General features: G+C 41.5%; 22 protein-coding genes and 2 tRNA genes. 9 read left to right on the plus strand and 15 right to left on the minus strand.

From position 1 onward, the window contains the following. Positions 1–99: 99 nt before the first annotated feature. Together N521_RS05325 and N521_RS05330 are read right to left on the minus strand one after the other, a co-directional pair. A tRNA-Gly gene (locus N521_RS05325) sits at positions 100–173 on the minus strand. 15 nt (positions 174–188) lie between these two features. Next, positions 189–265 (minus strand) — tRNA-Arg (locus N521_RS05330). 369 nt (positions 266–634) lie between these two features. Between N521_RS05330 and gltP the strand changes: the two genes are divergently transcribed. Next, positions 635–1,885: a glutamate-aspartate/proton symporter GltP gene (gene gltP, locus N521_RS05335; protein WP_024719154.1), complete on the plus strand. Its 1,251-nt coding sequence runs from the start codon at positions 635–637 to the stop codon at positions 1,883–1,885. A 38-nt stretch (positions 1,886–1,923) separates the two neighbouring features. Here the strand turns inward: gltP and N521_RS05340 are convergent, their stop codons facing one another. Both N521_RS05340 and N521_RS05345 read right to left on the minus strand, forming a co-directional pair. Then, positions 1,924–2,943 (minus strand): S66 family peptidase, encoded by a 1,020-nt coding sequence (locus N521_RS05340; protein WP_025206826.1) that lies wholly within the window; start codon positions 2,941–2,943, stop codon positions 1,924–1,926. A 79-nt stretch (positions 2,944–3,022) separates the two neighbouring features. Next, entirely contained in the window at positions 3,023–3,898 is an 876-nt protein-coding gene (locus N521_RS05345) for a DMT family transporter (RefSeq protein ID WP_035390309.1), read from the minus strand. Positions 3,899–4,194: 296 nt separating this feature from the next. On the opposite strand from N521_RS05345, the gene N521_RS05350 reads away from it, so the two are divergent. Beyond that, positions 4,195–4,920: an AzlC family ABC transporter permease gene (locus N521_RS05350; protein ID WP_007496390.1), complete on the plus strand. Its 726-nt coding sequence runs from the start codon at positions 4,195–4,197 to the stop codon at positions 4,918–4,920. Beyond that, positions 4,917–5,237 carry an AzlD domain-containing protein gene (locus tag N521_RS05355; protein ID WP_035390312.1) on the plus strand — a complete coding sequence of 107 codons (321 nt, stop codon included), beginning with the start codon at positions 4,917–4,919 and terminating at the stop codon, positions 5,235–5,237. The genes N521_RS05350 and N521_RS05355 overlap by 4 nt, the downstream gene beginning before the upstream one ends. 36 nt (positions 5,238–5,273) lie before the next feature. Here the strand turns inward: N521_RS05355 and N521_RS05360 are convergent, their stop codons facing one another. Both N521_RS05360 and N521_RS05365 read right to left on the minus strand, forming a co-directional pair. After that, positions 5,274–5,936: an O-methyltransferase gene (locus N521_RS05360; RefSeq protein WP_081038914.1), complete on the minus strand. Its 663-nt coding sequence runs from the start codon at positions 5,934–5,936 to the stop codon at positions 5,274–5,276. A 149-nt stretch (positions 5,937–6,085) separates the two neighbouring features. Further along, positions 6,086–6,271, minus strand: a complete 186-nt coding sequence (locus tag N521_RS05365) for a CsbD family protein (protein ID WP_035390316.1) — start codon at positions 6,269–6,271, stop codon at positions 6,086–6,088. Positions 6,272–6,397: 126 nt separating this feature from the next. Between N521_RS05365 and N521_RS05370 the strand changes: the two genes are divergently transcribed. Further along, a complete protein-coding gene (locus N521_RS05370; RefSeq protein ID WP_035390318.1) occupies positions 6,398–6,949 on the plus strand; it encodes a GNAT family N-acetyltransferase in 552 nt (183 codons plus the stop codon). Between the two features lie 4 nt (positions 6,950–6,953). Here N521_RS05370 and N521_RS05375 read toward each other — a convergent pair whose 3' ends face one another. Then, a complete protein-coding gene (locus tag N521_RS05375; RefSeq protein WP_035390320.1) occupies positions 6,954–7,541 on the minus strand; it encodes a LysE family transporter in 588 nt (195 codons plus the stop codon). A gap of 115 nt (positions 7,542–7,656) precedes the next feature. Between N521_RS05375 and N521_RS05380 the strand changes: the two genes are divergently transcribed. Next, on the plus strand, positions 7,657–8,211 hold the full coding sequence (locus tag N521_RS05380; RefSeq protein ID WP_035390323.1) for a helix-turn-helix domain-containing protein: 555 nt from the start codon (positions 7,657–7,659) through the stop codon (positions 8,209–8,211). 43 nt (positions 8,212–8,254) lie between these two features. On the opposite strand, the gene N521_RS05385 is transcribed toward N521_RS05380, so the two are convergent. The 6 genes from N521_RS05385 to N521_RS05410 all read right to left on the minus strand — a co-directional run bounded on the left by N521_RS05385 (position 8,255) and on the right by N521_RS05410 (position 12,327). Beyond that, entirely contained in the window at positions 8,255–8,548 is a 294-nt protein-coding gene (locus tag N521_RS05385) for a hypothetical protein (RefSeq protein WP_008346693.1), read from the minus strand. A 349-nt stretch (positions 8,549–8,897) separates the two neighbouring features. Then, complete coding sequence (locus tag N521_RS05390; protein WP_035390325.1) at positions 8,898–9,950, minus strand: LLM class flavin-dependent oxidoreductase; 1,053 nt, start codon at positions 9,948–9,950, stop codon at positions 8,898–8,900. A gap of 17 nt (positions 9,951–9,967) precedes the next feature. Then, positions 9,968–10,591: a nitroreductase family protein gene (locus N521_RS05395; protein WP_008346699.1), complete on the minus strand. Its 624-nt coding sequence runs from the start codon at positions 10,589–10,591 to the stop codon at positions 9,968–9,970. Beyond that, entirely contained in the window at positions 10,575–11,048 is a 474-nt protein-coding gene (locus N521_RS05400) for a MarR family winged helix-turn-helix transcriptional regulator (RefSeq protein ID WP_017358433.1), read from the minus strand. Before N521_RS05400 ends, N521_RS05395 begins: the two co-directional genes overlap by 17 nt. 108 nt (positions 11,049–11,156) lie before the next feature. Further along, a complete protein-coding gene (locus N521_RS05405; RefSeq protein WP_046526822.1) occupies positions 11,157–11,660 on the minus strand; it encodes a dihydrofolate reductase family protein in 504 nt (167 codons plus the stop codon). Between the two features lie 115 nt (positions 11,661–11,775). Beyond that, positions 11,776–12,327: a TetR/AcrR family transcriptional regulator gene (locus N521_RS05410; protein WP_008346703.1), complete on the minus strand. Its 552-nt coding sequence runs from the start codon at positions 12,325–12,327 to the stop codon at positions 11,776–11,778. A gap of 149 nt (positions 12,328–12,476) precedes the next feature. On the opposite strand from N521_RS05410, the gene N521_RS05415 reads away from it, so the two are divergent. The 3 genes from N521_RS05415 to N521_RS05425 all read left to right on the plus strand — a co-directional run bounded on the left by N521_RS05415 (position 12,477) and on the right by N521_RS05425 (position 14,085). Then, positions 12,477–13,100: a GNAT family N-acetyltransferase gene (locus N521_RS05415; protein ID WP_035390330.1), complete on the plus strand. Its 624-nt coding sequence runs from the start codon at positions 12,477–12,479 to the stop codon at positions 13,098–13,100. Between the two features lie 68 nt (positions 13,101–13,168). Then, a complete protein-coding gene (locus N521_RS05420) occupies positions 13,169–13,564 on the plus strand; it encodes a VOC family protein (protein ID WP_008346708.1) in 396 nt (131 codons plus the stop codon). Continuing rightward, a complete protein-coding gene (locus N521_RS05425; RefSeq protein ID WP_024719169.1) occupies positions 13,561–14,085 on the plus strand; it encodes a GNAT family N-acetyltransferase in 525 nt (174 codons plus the stop codon). The genes N521_RS05420 and N521_RS05425 overlap by 4 nt, the downstream gene beginning before the upstream one ends. A gap of 12 nt (positions 14,086–14,097) precedes the next feature. On the opposite strand, the gene N521_RS05430 is transcribed toward N521_RS05425, so the two are convergent. Then, positions 14,098–14,367 (minus strand): YesK-like family protein, encoded by a 270-nt coding sequence (locus N521_RS05430; RefSeq protein ID WP_035390333.1) that lies wholly within the window; start codon positions 14,365–14,367, stop codon positions 14,098–14,100. A gap of 51 nt (positions 14,368–14,418) precedes the next feature. Here N521_RS05430 and N521_RS05435 point away from each other — a divergent pair, with 51 nt between their 5' ends. Beyond that, positions 14,419–14,892, plus strand: a complete 474-nt coding sequence (locus tag N521_RS05435; protein ID WP_035390335.1) for a GNAT family N-acetyltransferase — start codon at positions 14,419–14,421, stop codon at positions 14,890–14,892. Here the strand turns inward: N521_RS05435 and N521_RS05440 are convergent. Continuing rightward, complete coding sequence (locus N521_RS05440; protein ID WP_035390337.1) at positions 14,884–15,672, minus strand: GNAT family N-acetyltransferase; 789 nt, start codon at positions 15,670–15,672, stop codon at positions 14,884–14,886. The genes N521_RS05435 and N521_RS05440 overlap by 9 nt on opposite strands. Positions 15,673–15,683: the final 11 nt, after the last annotated feature.

The following is a 15,683-nucleotide window of genomic DNA, read 5'->3' on the forward strand; positions in this document are numbered from 1 at the left end:
TGACTGACTACCTATGATGTATCATAGGATTTTTTTATAAAAACTCGAATTAACAGGTACGTTTTGTCTTGTTTAGTTTTCAAAGATCATCTTTTAAAATGGAGCGGGTGATGAGAATCGAACTCACGACATCAGCTTGGAAGGCTGAGGTTTTACCACTAAACTACACCCGCGTGGTTGAATGTTATTGGCGCGCCCGAGAGGAGTCGAACCCCTAACCTTTTGATCCGTAGTCAAACGCTCTATCCAATTGAGCTACGGGCGCTTAATCAGGCGACTTAATTATCTTAACATATCGTTTTTATTAAGTCAACATCTTTTTGAAGTTTGTTTATCGTATCTGTCTGAGCATCAGTGTTTCAGATGCGTCATCAGCGACGAATAAAAATATACCATGAATCACGCAAAAGGGTCAATACATTTTTCTAAAAAAGTTTCATGTTTTTTAAGAAGTGCTCTTTTGTTAGATAAATAGAGTTTCAATCGCCCTATTTTCATTTCTTTCTTCATAATTCTAATGATTCTTAAATAAAATCTTTCTAAATCCAAAGGAGGACAAAACATGGTCACCTAGAATTTTTATTTATTGGAAAATTCTTAATATTTTCCATGCATTTAAAGGAGGTAGGAGATGATGAAAAAGTTTGTCGCTTTTCAAATCATGATCGCTTTGGTGATAGGAGCTCTTATCGGCCACTTCTTCCCTGATTTCGGAATGGCACTGCGGCCCATTGGGGATGGCTTTATCCGATTGATTAAAATGATTGTAGTCCCTATTGTTTTCTCTACGATTGTCATCGGCGCAGCTGGCAGCGGTGGAATGAAGAAAATGGGCAGTCTCGGATTAAAGACAATCATTTGGTTTGAAGTCATTACGACCATCGTTCTTGGAATCGGACTTTTATTGGCCAACGTGTTAAAGCCAGGCGTTGGACTCGATTTCTCTCAATTAGCTAAGAAAGATATTGGGGAACTCGATGGTTATACTCAAAAGGTCGTCGATTTTAAACAGATGGTTTTAGACATCATTCCAACCAATATTATCGATGTCATGGCTCAAAATGATTTACTAGCAGTGATTTTCTTCGCTATTTTATTCGGTGTAGCCGCAAGCGGCATTGGGAAAGCTTCCGCTCCTGTCCTTACCTTCTTTGAATCAGTAGCACAAATTATGTTTAAGCTCACACAAATGGTCATGGTGACAGCTCCTATTGGAGTTTTAGCATTAATGGCAGCTTCTGTCGGACAATACGGCATTGTTTTACTCATTCCTATGATGAAACTTGTTGGCACTGTCTTCTTAGGATTGTTTATTATTCTATTTGTTTTGTTCCCTCTTGTCGCACTGATCTTCCGTTTTAACTACTTCGAAGTGTTGAAAATGATTTGGGATTTGTTTTTAGTGGCCTTTTCTACTACAAGTACAGAAACTGTTCTTCCACAGCTCATGTCACGGATGGAGAAATACGGCTGTCCAAAAAGAATCGTTTCCTTCGTCATCCCGTCAGGTCTTTCTCTTAATTGCGATGGTTCAAGTTTATATTTATCGGTTTCCTGTGTGTTTCTTGCACAAGCGTTTGGTGTCGATATGAGTTTATCACAGCAGCTCCTCATGATGCTTGTCCTTGTTTTAACAAGTAAAGGCATTGCGGCTGTCCCGTCTGGCTCGCTTGTCGTTCTTTTGGCAACAGCTCATGCAGTAGGTCTGCCAGCAGAAGGTGTCGCTATTATCGCCGGGGTTGATCGGATTATGGATATGGCTCGAACAGGCGTGAATGTTCCTGGACATGCGGTTGCCTGTATTGTCGTCTCTAAATGGGAAAAAGTATTCCGAGAGTCTGCATGGGAAGTTCCAAAAGCAGGTGAAGAAACAAAAGGAATGTAATGTTTTTTATGAAGGAAAGGGGGCGCCCTTTCCTTTTTTCATGGCAAAAATGTCTGCTTCAGCACGGCTTTACCTTCTTGTTGCAACTGCACCTCCGCATATGCTCCGTTAATGAGGGTCATTTGAGGCGGTACGTGTCCACAATCAATATCGTAAACAATCGGTATTTGTAATTCCTTATGCAATTCTTCATATAGATCCGTATATTCATATCCTTCCACAGGAGTGTCCACTGCACTCCTGCCAAACATGATGCCAGAGCAATGATCAAACCAGCCTGCTAGTTTTAATTGAACAAGAGACCTCTTCATGCTCGCAGCATTTAATTCACAGTTTTCAAAATACCATAGAATGGGTTCACCTTTCAGGTATGTTTCTTGAAAAGCTTTGACATCTCCAAAAGGCGTGCCAGCTAAGTGCCGGATCACATCAATACAGCCACCCATCAGTCTTCCCTTCATCGTCGTCTCTAAGTGATCAACAGTACGCCATGCGGTTGGTTCGGTTAAATGAAAGACATGAATGCTTGGATGGTCATACTGCCATTCCTTTTGATACATATCAGAAGAAAATTGAGTAACGTCCTTTTTCTCTGGAGTGGAAAGTATTTGTTCCCACATAGAAGTCACCTGATCAAGCTCTTCCCCCTGAAGATCCACAAGGTTCGGTCCATGCGCTGTCGCAATGCCTGTGTTTAATGTCAAAGCTAATAGAAGGAGACTTGTATCTGAATAACCAAGAATCCACTTTTTTTGCATCACTGAGAAATCAAGATGCTCTAACACTTCAATAAGCAGCTGTCCGCCCCATGGCGGGATGATGTGGTCAATCTCATGACAAGTCATCATCCGCTGTAACTCATTTGCTCGCTTGATTGCAGGGGCTGATTTCGCTTTTTCCTGCTGCCATACTGTCTCTCCACATATGACTTCATAGCCTCTTTTTTTCATCCGATCGCAAGACAGTTGAAACATCTCATGCAAAGAGGGTTGCACACCTGAGGACGGTGCTGTCACCCCAATCGTTTGTCCTTTTTGCAAAAATGGATACTGGATCATCCTGCTCACCTCCACCTTCTATGAATCTCTCATCTATTCATTGTAAAGAAAATTCCCCTTCTCCAAGGGGAATCTCGTCTTACTCTCTCTGACGCAGGACAGTATATACACCTGCGAAAATACACAAAATCCCAACAAACGAACGTAAGCCCATCTCTTCACCTAGAAGCATCCATCCAAGGACCGTGCCAACGATTGGTTGAAAGAAGAAAAACAGACCACCGCTTGAAGCGTCCATCAGTTGAAGCCCTCTATTCCACAAAAAGAAAGCAAGGGCCGTTGAGATGATACCTAGATACAGAATGCCGCCCCATATTTCCGGTCTTGCCATTTGATGCACATCAAGATGAGGCAAACGAAACAAGACGGGTGGTGTTAATACGATAAAGGCCACAATGATCGCATATGTTGTCGTCACTACTTGAGGATACTTTCCTGGAACTCGTTTCAAAAGAACAGACATGAGCGCCCATGTTAATGCAGCAATAACCAGTGAAAGACCGCCAACAAACTCATCCGTTTGAACAGCGACAGGCCCAATCATCGTCAGCACACCTACTGTAGCAAGCAGAATGGAGACACACTTTCTCACTGTGAATGATTCTTTTAATAGAAAGAAAGCGAAAAGCACCATAAAAGCAGGTGTGGCCGATGTGATGACGGCACCCATTTGTGCAGACGTATACATTGTGCCAATTTCTTGGGTCACGATCGAGAGAAAGTTGCCAATCAATCCAATCGCTAGAATCAGCGGGATATCCTTTTTGTCTAACCGAAAAGAGTAGCCCAAACGCCAAATCGTGAACACAAGAACGACTCCAGCTATTGCATATCTCATCCAGACGAGCTCAAGTGGCGGGACCACCGCAACTGTTACTTTGACCACTACATACATACCGCCCCAAATACTAGCAGCTAACGCTAAGTAAAGGGCTCCTATATATTTTTCATTCATTTTTTCCCCTCCGTTACTGGATATATTCACTGCGATATCCACAAACGGAGATCACTCTCCGTTATGGACGGAGGTGATTTGGTACATCATGTTCAAATAAAGGCTTCCATTGCATATCAGTCACCCCAATTGTTTTTATTTTCTGATTACTTTATAACAAAATCTGGTTCACTTCAATCCTTTTTTATCGCCATGTTTCTTCATATAATAGAAGTTCGATAGGATTGACATGATGAATTCGTTTTCTTATAGTAAGTAAAACAATTGATGTTTACACAGAAAAGGAGTAGAGGTCTTTGGATGTTGAAGCTAGGAAACACATTCCCACTGCCGGAAACGAACCGTTTCTTGAGGGAATAAAAGATTGTGTGCCAACCTTGCTTGGTTATATGAGCATTGGGTTTGCCTTTGGAATTGTTGGCATTAGTTCGCAGTTAAGTATATGGGAAATCGCGCTGTTATCTATCTTTATATATGCTGGCGCTTCACAGTTTATCATCTGTGCATTACTTGTGACAGGAAGCCCCCTTTCCGCTATTATTTTCACCACGTTCATTGTCAATTTACGGCATTTGTTACTCAGCCTTACGCTTGCCCCCCATTTTACACGCTACTCTGTAAAGCAGAACATCGGGTTTGGTCTTCTGCTTACTGATGAATCCTTTGGCGTAGCGATGAATAAATTAGCACAGCAAGGAAAATTGAATAACAGATGGATGCATGGACTGAATATTACAGCTTATTTATGCTGGATTGCTGCATGTACACTTGGCGGAATATTCGGACACTGGATTTCAAATCCAGAGGCGCTTGGTCTTGATTTTGCCCTATCCGCGATGTTTGCTGCGCTGCTCATTCTTTCTTTACAGACGGTGCCAAAAAATAAGCTCACCCATCGCTTGTCACTTGTTTTATATATGTTTGTTGCGATGTTTGTGCTGCTTCATTTTGTTCCTTCACACGTGGCTGTTTTGTTGGCAACTGTGCTTGTTGCCACTATTGGGGTGGTGACAGATAAATGATTAGTGGTTTTATGTTATGGCTCATTCTTGGCTGTATGATTGTGACCATCATCCCAAGAGTCGTTCCATTTTTATTTGTAAGGAGTATCCAGATGCCAGAAGTGGTGCTCAAATGGTTATCGTTTATCCCCATTTGTATATTTACCGCTTTGATTGCAGAGCATCTTTTCATACATACTACAGCAGGCGTCACCATTCACTGGATGTACCTTGCTGTCTTGGTTCCAACTGTGTTAATCGCTATTTGGACAAAAAGCTTGTCCCTCACCGTTCTAGTAGGCGTCATGCTGATGGGCACAGCTAGATGGCTTTTCTAAAAGAAAAAGCTTAACCGGATGCGGTTAAGCTTTTTGTCATTTTACGATACCGTATATAAAGCCGTCATAGCCTTTTTCGCCAACAGTTTGAATAGCGGTTGCTTCAATTCTCGACTCTTGTTTGAGTAAATCGAAAAATTCACGCGTTCCCTTCACTCGCTCATCTTGATCAGAGGCATGAAGAACTGCTCCATTTCTGACCACATTGTCTGCAATAATGACTGTTCCCTTTTTTGAGAAATGTAACGCCCACTTCAAATATTTCGGGTTGTTTGGTTTGTCTGCATCAATGAAAATCAAATCGAACGGAAGCGTATCCTGCTCTTTTAACTGAGATAAAGTATCTAACGCTTTTCCTTGTAAAATGGTGACACGTTCTGCTAGGCCTGCTCTGTCTATGTTTTGCTGTGCGGTTTCTGCATGATGTCTGACAGCCTCTAATGTCATGAGTTCTCCATCCGCTTCAAGTGCACGGGCAAGCCAAATGGTACTATAACCGCCAAGTGTACCGATTTCTAAAATGCGCTTTGCACCCTTGGTTTTTGCTAACAAATAAAGTAGTTTTCCTTGGGCCGGCGACACATCTATTTCTGGTAACCCGGCTTGCTTATTCTTGATAAGAGTTTGCTCCAATACGTCATCTTTAGCCATCAATTTGTCTTTGATATACTCGTCAACTTTCCCCCATACTTGCTCCAAGTTATCCATCTCCCTTGTTCATGTCTTCTATTTAAATTCTACATGACGGAAGCGAGAATTTATAATCAATTCTTTTCACACACCTATTGATTTTATTGATGAAAGGAATGTGATGATGGATACATGGGGCGAGTGCAAGTATACGCAAACTACTGATTCAGCTTATTTTTCACGTCACCTTTTTTATCTTGAAGCTTTCCTTTTACTTGATCTTTCTTTCCTTCTGCTTTCAGGTTTTGACGATCTGTCGCTTCGCCAAGTTTTTCTTTCACTTGACCTTTGACTTGATTTGTTTTTCCTTTCGCTTTATCCATATGTCCATTTTGTTCACTCATTTGTTCCACCTCCACGTTTGATACTGTTTATTTAGCCTTTTTGCACATGACAAAACATCTGAGTGTGCTGTGTGCGCGTTTCAGGTATGATAGACATAATGGAATGAAAGGTTGGTGGTCTGTTCAATGATCATTTCTGAAAGTACGTTCACTGTACGTGGTGTGACCTATCGTATTCACTCTGCTGCATTAGCAGATGCCAAACAGTTATCAGCTCTCAGACTGAAAATCGATGGTGAAACCGAATATTTAGATCGCGAACCGGGTGAAGCTTTTATTGATGAGAAAGGGTTCGAGGCGTTGATTCAAGAGGATTCCAAGGAATGCCGTCATCTCTTTTTAGTTGCAGATATTGAAGGAGACATTGTCGGTTTTTCAAGATGCGAAGGGCATTCTCTTAAGCGCTCTGCTCACAAAGTAACGTTTGGCGTCGCCGTACAGAAGGCCGCTTGGGGCTATCACATCGGGAAAGAACTTTTAGCTGCATCGATCGACTGGGCAGATCAGCAAGGCATTCAAAAGATGTCACTTCAAGTAATGGAAACCAATCAAAAAGCCATTCGTTTATATGAACACTATGGCTTTGAGATTGAAGGCTTGCTAAAAAAAGATAAACGACTGGCGGACGGCATGTATTATGATACGGTTGTGATGGGCAGGCAGCGACCAGTCTCCTGACCGCTTACATGACATATCCCCAGATCATCGAAATCGCACTATAGATAAGCAGAAGCCCCATGACGAACTGGAACGGCCGCTGATAAAGAGTTAAAAACCGCTTGAATACAGAGCCAAATAAACTCCAGCTAAATGTGCCTAAAAAACCGATGATGGCAAGAATCAGTGTCAATAACATGTATTGCATATTGGACTGTCCATACGGCAGAACAAAAGTGGAAATGACGGTTAATCCATACAAGATGGCTTTCGGATTAATAAATTGCAGCAGCATCCCCGGGATAAAATGATTATAGCGGTCTAGTGTTTCGTCATCTCCGCCTTTACTTTTCATGATTTTGACAGCCAAATAGATCATGTAACTGGCTCCGATGAAAGCCATGACCCAGCCGATTTTCGGCATGACTTGATAAAGAATCATATTGAAGAAACCGCTCAAACACAAAATGACCAAAAATCCGCTCCCAACACCTAAACAAAATCGAAATGTTTGCTTGACCCCATATTTATTCGTAAAGACCATCGCCATGATATTATTCGGTCCAGGGGTAAAGCTGGTAACAAAAGCATAAATCAACATGGAAACAATCAAACTGTTACCTCCTTTTTCATACGTTATTTAGACTTAAAAGTCTTTATTGCGTATATATTACGTTTTATTGTACTATTCAGTCGTTATAAAGTAAATGCAGAAAGGAGTTTTTTTGATGGAGGATGTACAATCGATTATTGCTAGAAATGTAAAACTGCTAAGAGAGCAAAAGAAATTAAGCCTAGAAAAGATGGCTGAGGTAACAAATGTGAGTAAAACGATGATCGGACAAATCGAAAGAGGAGAATCCACACCGACCATCACCACTCTGTGGAAAATCGCCAATGGGTTGAAGGTGTCTTTTAGTGAACTTATTTACGCACCGCAGCCTGAGATTAAGTTTGTGCGAAAAGAAGAAGGACAAGTTTTAACAGAGGACGAGGGAAGGTATCGGGTATATACGACGTTCCCATTTGATGACCTGAGAAAATTTGAAGTCTATCAGGTAGAAATTGATCCTCATGGGTCGTTAAGTGCGGAAGAACATATCGGCGGTACAGAGGAATTGATTACCGTGTTTGAGGGAGCACTTGATTTATCGATCGGTGATGAGCAATACACATTACAAGCTGGCGACTCGATTCGGTTTAAAGCTGACCGTGCCCATGAGTATAAACAATCAGGAGAACAGATGGTACGGATGCAAATGATTCTTTATTATCCCCATTAAAAAAAGCTGACAGGCTTGTCCACCTGTCAGCTTTACATTTTATTTAATTAAATCCTGGATCGCGTACAACCGTTCCAGTAAAGGTAACTCTATACTTTCCTAAACCTAACTCTTCAATTGACGATTGATAGAGAATACCGACCCATCCATCCTTTGCATATGTAATACTTGATGGGATGTTTGACGTCGTATATGTTCTCGTTTCCGAGACGGTTCGACTTGCTTGTACCGTTACTTCACTGTTTACTTTCCCCTTCGCTTCTACCGGGACAGCGGTGACACCCGCACCCGTTAAAACAATTGCTCCAACCAAAACAGAAGTTATGACCTTTTTCATACAAAAATCCCTCCCTTTTTTGTTGAACATATTAACCATACCATAATTTAGAACTTTCGTAAGTTATTTTTTCATTTTTTTGAAAATTATGATATGATTGTCTTATGCTGGATAGAGGGCGTTATATACTTCTATGCTTTTATCCTCATCTCGTTTCTAGTGAAACAATTGATAACGGAGGTGATTTCATGAAAAAATGGCTTATCTGTTTTCAACTTGTTTTCCTCTTCACCTTGACGGCCACACCATTTGCTTCTGCTGCTTCATGCCCTACAGTGAAACCATGCGTTATTGATCCTTAAGCATAAGAAAAAGTCGATCAAGCCTATTCACTTGATCGACTTTTTTGTTATGCTTGTTCGGCTTCCCAGCGAGCAACCTCTTCTCTTACTTTAGGAGCCACTTCTTTTCCAAATAACTCAATAGCTTTCAGCACTTGATCATGCGGCATCGAACCGACTGGTACGTGCAGCATGAAGCGCGTAATGCCTACATTTTTTCGCAGATGAATCACTTTCTCTGCTACGGCATCTGGATCTCCTACATACAATGCACCTTCTAATGTTCTTGCTGCATCGAATGTAGAACGGGTATAAGGTCCCCAGCCTCGTTCTCTTGCTAATGTATTCATGACATGCTGTGTAGAAGGGAAGAATTGATCTGCTGCCAATTCTGTTTCCTCCGCAACAAATCCATGTGAATGGGATGCCACCGTTAATTTCTCAGGGTCATGTCCAGCGTGAATCGCAGCTTGCTTGTAGAGCTGCACGAGCGGTGCGAACTGTCTAGGGCTGCCGCCAATAATGGCAAGGACAAGTGGTAATCCTAATAATCCAGCACGTACGACAGATTCTCTGTTTCCTCCACTGCCAATCCAGATCGGAAGCGGATCTTGAACAGGTCTTGGGTATACGCCGACATTCTGAATGGAAGGACGGTGCTTACCGCTCCATGTCACACGCTCTGACTGCTGTAATTTCAACAGTAAATCTAGTTTTTCTTCAAATAACTCTTCATAATCATCTAAGTCATAGCCAAAAAGCGGGAACGATTCAATAAATGATCCACGGCCAGCCATGATCTCTGCACGCCCGTTAGAAAGGCCATCTAATGTCGCAAAATCTTGAAACACACGAACAGGATCTGCCGATGAAAGAACAGTTACGGCACTTGTCAGACGAATATTCTTTGTTTGCGTTGCCGCAGCTGCTAATACGACTGCTGGATTTGATGCGGCGAAATCTTCACGATGATGCTCTCCTACACCAAAAACGTCGAGACCCACTTGATCTGCTAAAATAATTTCTTCTACTACTTCACGAATGCGCTGTGCGTGGCTGACTGTTTTTCCTGTTTGAAAATCAGGTGTTGTTTCTACAAATGTACTAATTCCTAGTTCCATGAATGGAACCCCCTATCTTATAAATATGTCACAAATTCAGAGACCGGCTTGCGGTAGCCTCTCGCTTGTCTGCTCTCTACTTTTTCTTTTCCAAGTGTAATCATTAATACAGGAACCAAATCTGATTCGATGTTTAACACCTTTTTCATTGCTTCGGGGTCAAAGCCGATCATTGGGCAAGTATCCCATCCCTTGTTTTTGGCGGCAAGCATAAATAGCATGGCAGATAATGAAGCATTTCGAATCGCCTCTTCTTTCTGAAAGTCTGATCCTCTCTGCACATAAAAACTCATCGTCTCTCTGACCATTTCCTCATATTGTTGCGCATTTAAGATGCCGAGCATTTTTAGGCCTTCATAAATGTTTCCTGCTTGCTCATAAGCTTTCGGATCGCCGAGCACAATGATCGCTGCTGAAGCGGAATGCACCTTATATTGTCCAAATGCAGCATCTCTTACTTGCTCTTTAAGCGCTTCTGATTGGACGACGACATATTGCGTATGCTGTAAATTAAAGGCTGAAGGTGCCAGCTTCACTTCTTCAAAGATACTATTAAGCTCTTCTCTCGAAATCGAGATATTCGGCAAAAAATTTGATGCTGATCGTCTTTCACGTACCAATGTATCAAAGCTGCGTGTCATCTTGTTTCCCCTTTTCGTGAAGTTGTTTTGCACCTAAACCGATTTTTTTCAACCATTCGATGAGCTGCTCTTTTTCCTCTGTTTCGATAAAGGACAGATTTTGTGAAATGACATCTGTATGTTTTGGGAAAATATCGTCAAATAGCTGCTTCCCTTTATCTGTCAGTAATACATGGAATACACGTTTATCAGAAGGTGCACATTGTCTTTTGACTAATTCTTGTTTTTCTAATTTGTTGACCACATAGGTGATGCTCCCACTTGGAATGGATAAAATCTCACTAATTTTTTGAACGGGATGTGGTCCCTTACTATACAGTAATTCAAGAATTTGAAAGTTTTCAAATCCGATATCATAACGTTCTATGTCTTTTTGGATATTTGCAAAAAGGGCATGATAGGCTTTCATCCACACTCGGAAAAGCCTTAAGTCTAATTCCTGTTCTTGCTGCACCATGGCAACTACTCCTTTTTCAATAAATCCTAAAACTAGGATAAATTTATCCTAACACTAGGATATTTTCTTGTCAACGTGTTTGTTTGATTAAAAAAAGACCCCTTTGATTTAGTGGTCTTCTTTTAACACAAAATGCATTTCAGCAATTTGTTTGTATTGATTCACTTGTTGTAATGAAAATCTAGATTCCTGTTCAGTTGGAGGAAAAAGAGGGATTCCTTTTCCAATCATGACAGGTGCGATTTGGAGATACAGCTCATCGACTAATTTTTCTTTTAATAATGCTTGAAGCAGTTCCCCGCCCCCTAAAATCCAAATATGCTGGCCTTTTTCATTTTTTAAATTTTTGATAAACGAGAGAACATCTTCACGAACGATGTGGGTTCCTGTATGACTGTCTTGTAAAGTGCGAGAAACGATATAACATGTCTTGTCTTCATAAGGAAACACATCAGGTGAAAGTTTGAGAATCTGCTCATATGTGTTCCTTCCCATGATCAGCGTATCGACTGATGCATAAAATTCCTCATATCTCGTATCCTCTTCGCCCTCTGTTCCTATGAGCCAATCTAAACGGTGATCATCCCTTGCTAAATATCCATCAATGCTCATTGCCCCATAAAATAGTAATTTCCTTTTCAATCTCACCACTCCCCGCCTGAAATAAGAACGTATATTCCCATTTTAACAGAAAGAATAGAAAAATGATATATGATCAATTCGTTTCTTACGATTCCTGTTCTACCTTCATAAGAAGCTTGTACAAGATGTGCGCAAGCTGCCCCGCTTCGACTGTCATCCCTTCATGAATCCATTCCTCCAGTACACCAACAACACCAGACACAACAAATGAAGCCTCAATCTGTTCACGTTCCGTAATTTGACGCTGATCAAGTTGCCACTCTTTCATGATTTTTTCTTTAAAAAACGCTTTAAATTGATTCGTCGTTGGGCTATTCGGTTTGACAAATAACGTCATCATGAATTGTTTTTCTTTTAAATACTCAGTTGTTTTGTTTAAAAAGGACAGCATATCAAGCGGGTCCTGGCTTGGAAACGATTCATCGTACAGTCCGCCAAGCTGATGAAATAGTTCCTTCTCAAGCTGTTCATGCAAATCAAATACATCTTGGTAGTGCAAATAAAAGGTCCCTCTACCTAAATCCGCTCTTCTAGATAGCTCTGATACTGTAATTTGCTGAACATCTTTTTCCTTTAAAAGCTCAAGAAAGCTTTCCCGTATCGCCTTTTTGGTTTTGATTGTTCGTCTGTCCTTCATCAAACACCCTCCATTTTTGAACAATCTGGCTATACCTGTCTATTTATGAACAAGAGATCATTCATTGCCGATGTTCGGTTTATTTTCCTCTTATTATAATGGACACATGTTCAATAATCTATATCTGTTCAAAAAAGGAGGACCATCATATGCTTCAATTCAGACTTGCTAGAGAGGATGAACTGCCTCAAGTGGCAGCGTTGTTAGATGATTCATTTCAGAACTATTCATTTTTTGATTTATTATGCGAAAAGGTGACCAAGCGTTCTGCTTTCGCCCGTCAGCTGCATTTGATCAATACAAAGGTATATTTTCAGCATCAAATCTGTTTGGTCGGGGTTGAGAACGAGAAAATTGTGTCTGCCGCCCTGTTAAAACATCCCCGTCTTCCTGAACCAGGACTCATGGATTATGTGTTATCTGGTGGGTTAAAGCTGCTCTTTACTGGTGGCATATCGGCGATTCAGCATGTATTCCGTATGTTAAAGGAGGCAAAAAAAGCGTGTTCTTCCTTAAAGAAACCTTACTGGTATTTAGAAGCTCTTGTCGTTGCAAAAGACCAACAAGGAAAAAAACTTGGAAGCCGTATGTTAAAGCAATGCCTTTTCCCCTTTATCGCCCGGCAAGGCGGCGGACTGTTCACACTGATTACACACAACGAGGCCAATCGTCATTTCTATCGAAAAAATGGGTGGACGGAGTTTGATGAGAGAGTACTGCACGGAGAAGAGATGTCCCTAGAAAGCTGGAGTTATAAAACCGTGATCAAATAAGGTATCTTCTTCAAGGGATGATATAATAGAAGCAGTTCAGACAATGATCATACTTGGAGGAGAGACTGATGATACGACGACTTGATCATATCGTGTTGACTGTTCAACATATGGAGGAAACCATTCGCTTTTATACAAACGTATTAGGAATGAAGGAAGAAACTTTTGGAGAAGGCCGTAAAGCCCTTCGTTTTGGCTTACAAAAGATTAACCTTCATGAAGCGGGTCATGAATTTGAACCAAAAGCTGCTCATCCCCAGCCTGGATCTGCTGACTTGTGTTTTATCACCGATTTAGATATAGACAGTTTATTGCTTCATCTTCGAAAGCAGGTTGTTCCAATTGAAGAAGGTCCGGTCAGACGTTCTGGTGCATTAGGTCCGATTGAATCCATTTATATCCGTGATCCTGATATGAACTTAATTGAAATCTCCCGATATATAGAGGAGGCTGATCCATCATGACTCGATTATTCTTGAGACCGATTGAAGAAAAAGATTATCCTGGTATTCATAGAGGATGCCAGCATGCAGAAACACTTTATATGACTGGCACACGCAAAACGTTCACACTAGAAGAAATTCGTTCAGCCTATACCCGTTTTCTGCTAGATGACAGTAGACGAGACTTTGCTATTTGTCTGCTAGACACGAAAGAAATGATCGGGGATGCGGCGATTGTAGATATTGATCCGATAAACCATACGGCAAGTTTCCGCATTGCGCTGCATGGTCCAGAGCATTTTCACAAAGGATATGGCACTGAGGCTGTTCGGATGGTCCAAACATTTGCCTTTGAGACGTTAGAACTCAATCGGCTTGAGCTTGAAGTTTTTTCCCATAACCCACGAGCCTTTCGAAGCTATGAGAAAGCCGGATTTCAATATGAAGGAAAAAGACGTCAAGCGCTCTATTTCAACGGTGCTTATTCGGATGTCATCATGATGGGCATCCTTCGTGAGGAATACGATAGAATCAAATCATAAAAATGTCCCAGCCTACGATGGGTCATCTTTTTTAAACAAATGAACCCCTGTAACGATGATCAAACAAATGATAGAAGAGAGAACGATAGAGACGCTTGATATGCTGAGCGCCATCCCTTCCCATCTGCCGATGAAGAAACTGCCGATCAATAACAGCAATCCAAACAAGGTGATACATACCGGAACAATCAGCCCGGCATGGCGATGCCTGCGTCTTTTTCCTGCCCACCACGAGAGACAGAGTACAATGACAGTAAAAATAGCGGTTTGCAGCCAGAACATATCGCATCAACTCCTTTTCTTTTTTATCCTATGACAACGGAGGTTTTTCCAATGAATATTAGACCGATTCAAAAGCAGGACAATCCTTTTATCGCGGCCATTATCCGCCAGTCATTAGAATCAGCGAATCTTGCGATTGAAGGTACAGCCTACACAGACCCGCACCTTGATCAGCTTTTCGAATACTATCAATCATTGACTCATGCAGCCTATTGGATTGCCGAAGAACATGGTGAAATTGTTGGTGGCGTTGGCATTGCCCCTTTCACAGATGGCATTTGTGAGCTACAAAAGCTTTATTTAAGCCCAAAAGCACAAGGCAAAGGTGCGGGCAAGAAACTGATGGATACGGCCCTGCAATATGCTGCTACATACTACGATGCTTGTTATTTAGAAACCCGCAGTGAATTAACAGCTGCTACTGGTCTTTATCAACGGTATGACTTTTCTCTTCTTCCTACACCGATTGAAGGCTCAGAGCATTCTGCCATGGATGCTTGGTATTTCAAAACCTTTTCAGTGTGAGGCATAAAATAAGCGATACGTCTTTGTCCACTGAAAACCTAGCTTCTCTGCCAATTTGGCCGAGGCTGCATGATGGACATCGCAATCCCAATGCGGTGTCTTCCCTTTTTCAACACAGATGCTGATCATTTGCTGAGCTGCTAACAAAGCCAACCCTTTTCCACGGCAGGCTTCATCTGTCCAAATATCGATTTCCACACGTTTTTCACTTGAAAAAATAGAGATACATTCACTGACCACGTCTTCACCATTTAAGATGGCAACTCCGACGCCATTAGATAAAAAGTGATCTACTCCTCCCCAATATGCTTCATAATAGCTGGATGGGAATACTTTGCTAGCGGCAATGACTTGTTCATTCGTGCGTTTAATCATTTCATCTTGATCAGGCACAATCAGATCAGGAGAGGTCAAGTCATAAGAATACGCATGTCTTTTCATTTCATTCAGTTGGGAACCGAAGCATTTTTTCATCATCTCATCTGATGCTGGATTTGCTGAAAACAAAGTGAAACGTCCGTTCTCTCTTTTCTGCTTTTTATAAACATCCACAATGAACGTTGAACATAATGAGAGTGCTGCTTCTGTCCTGCCTGCGACATAATAAATGCCGGTTGTCGTCCCTGCAAAATAGACACACGGGTGATCTCGGTGATCCACATATAAATCTCCTTGTATCACGCCATCGAGTATCGCATCTACGAACACTGGATAGGCAGGATCAATCCGCAGAATTTCCTCTTTCACCGCTCCTGTCCTTTGTTGATCTACAAGATACAACATCATCCCTC

The organism is Bacillus sp. UNC125MFCrub1.1, from assembly GCF_000701305.1.
GTDB classification, from domain to species: domain Bacteria; phylum Bacillota; class Bacilli; order Bacillales; family Bacillaceae; genus Bacillus; species Bacillus altitudinis.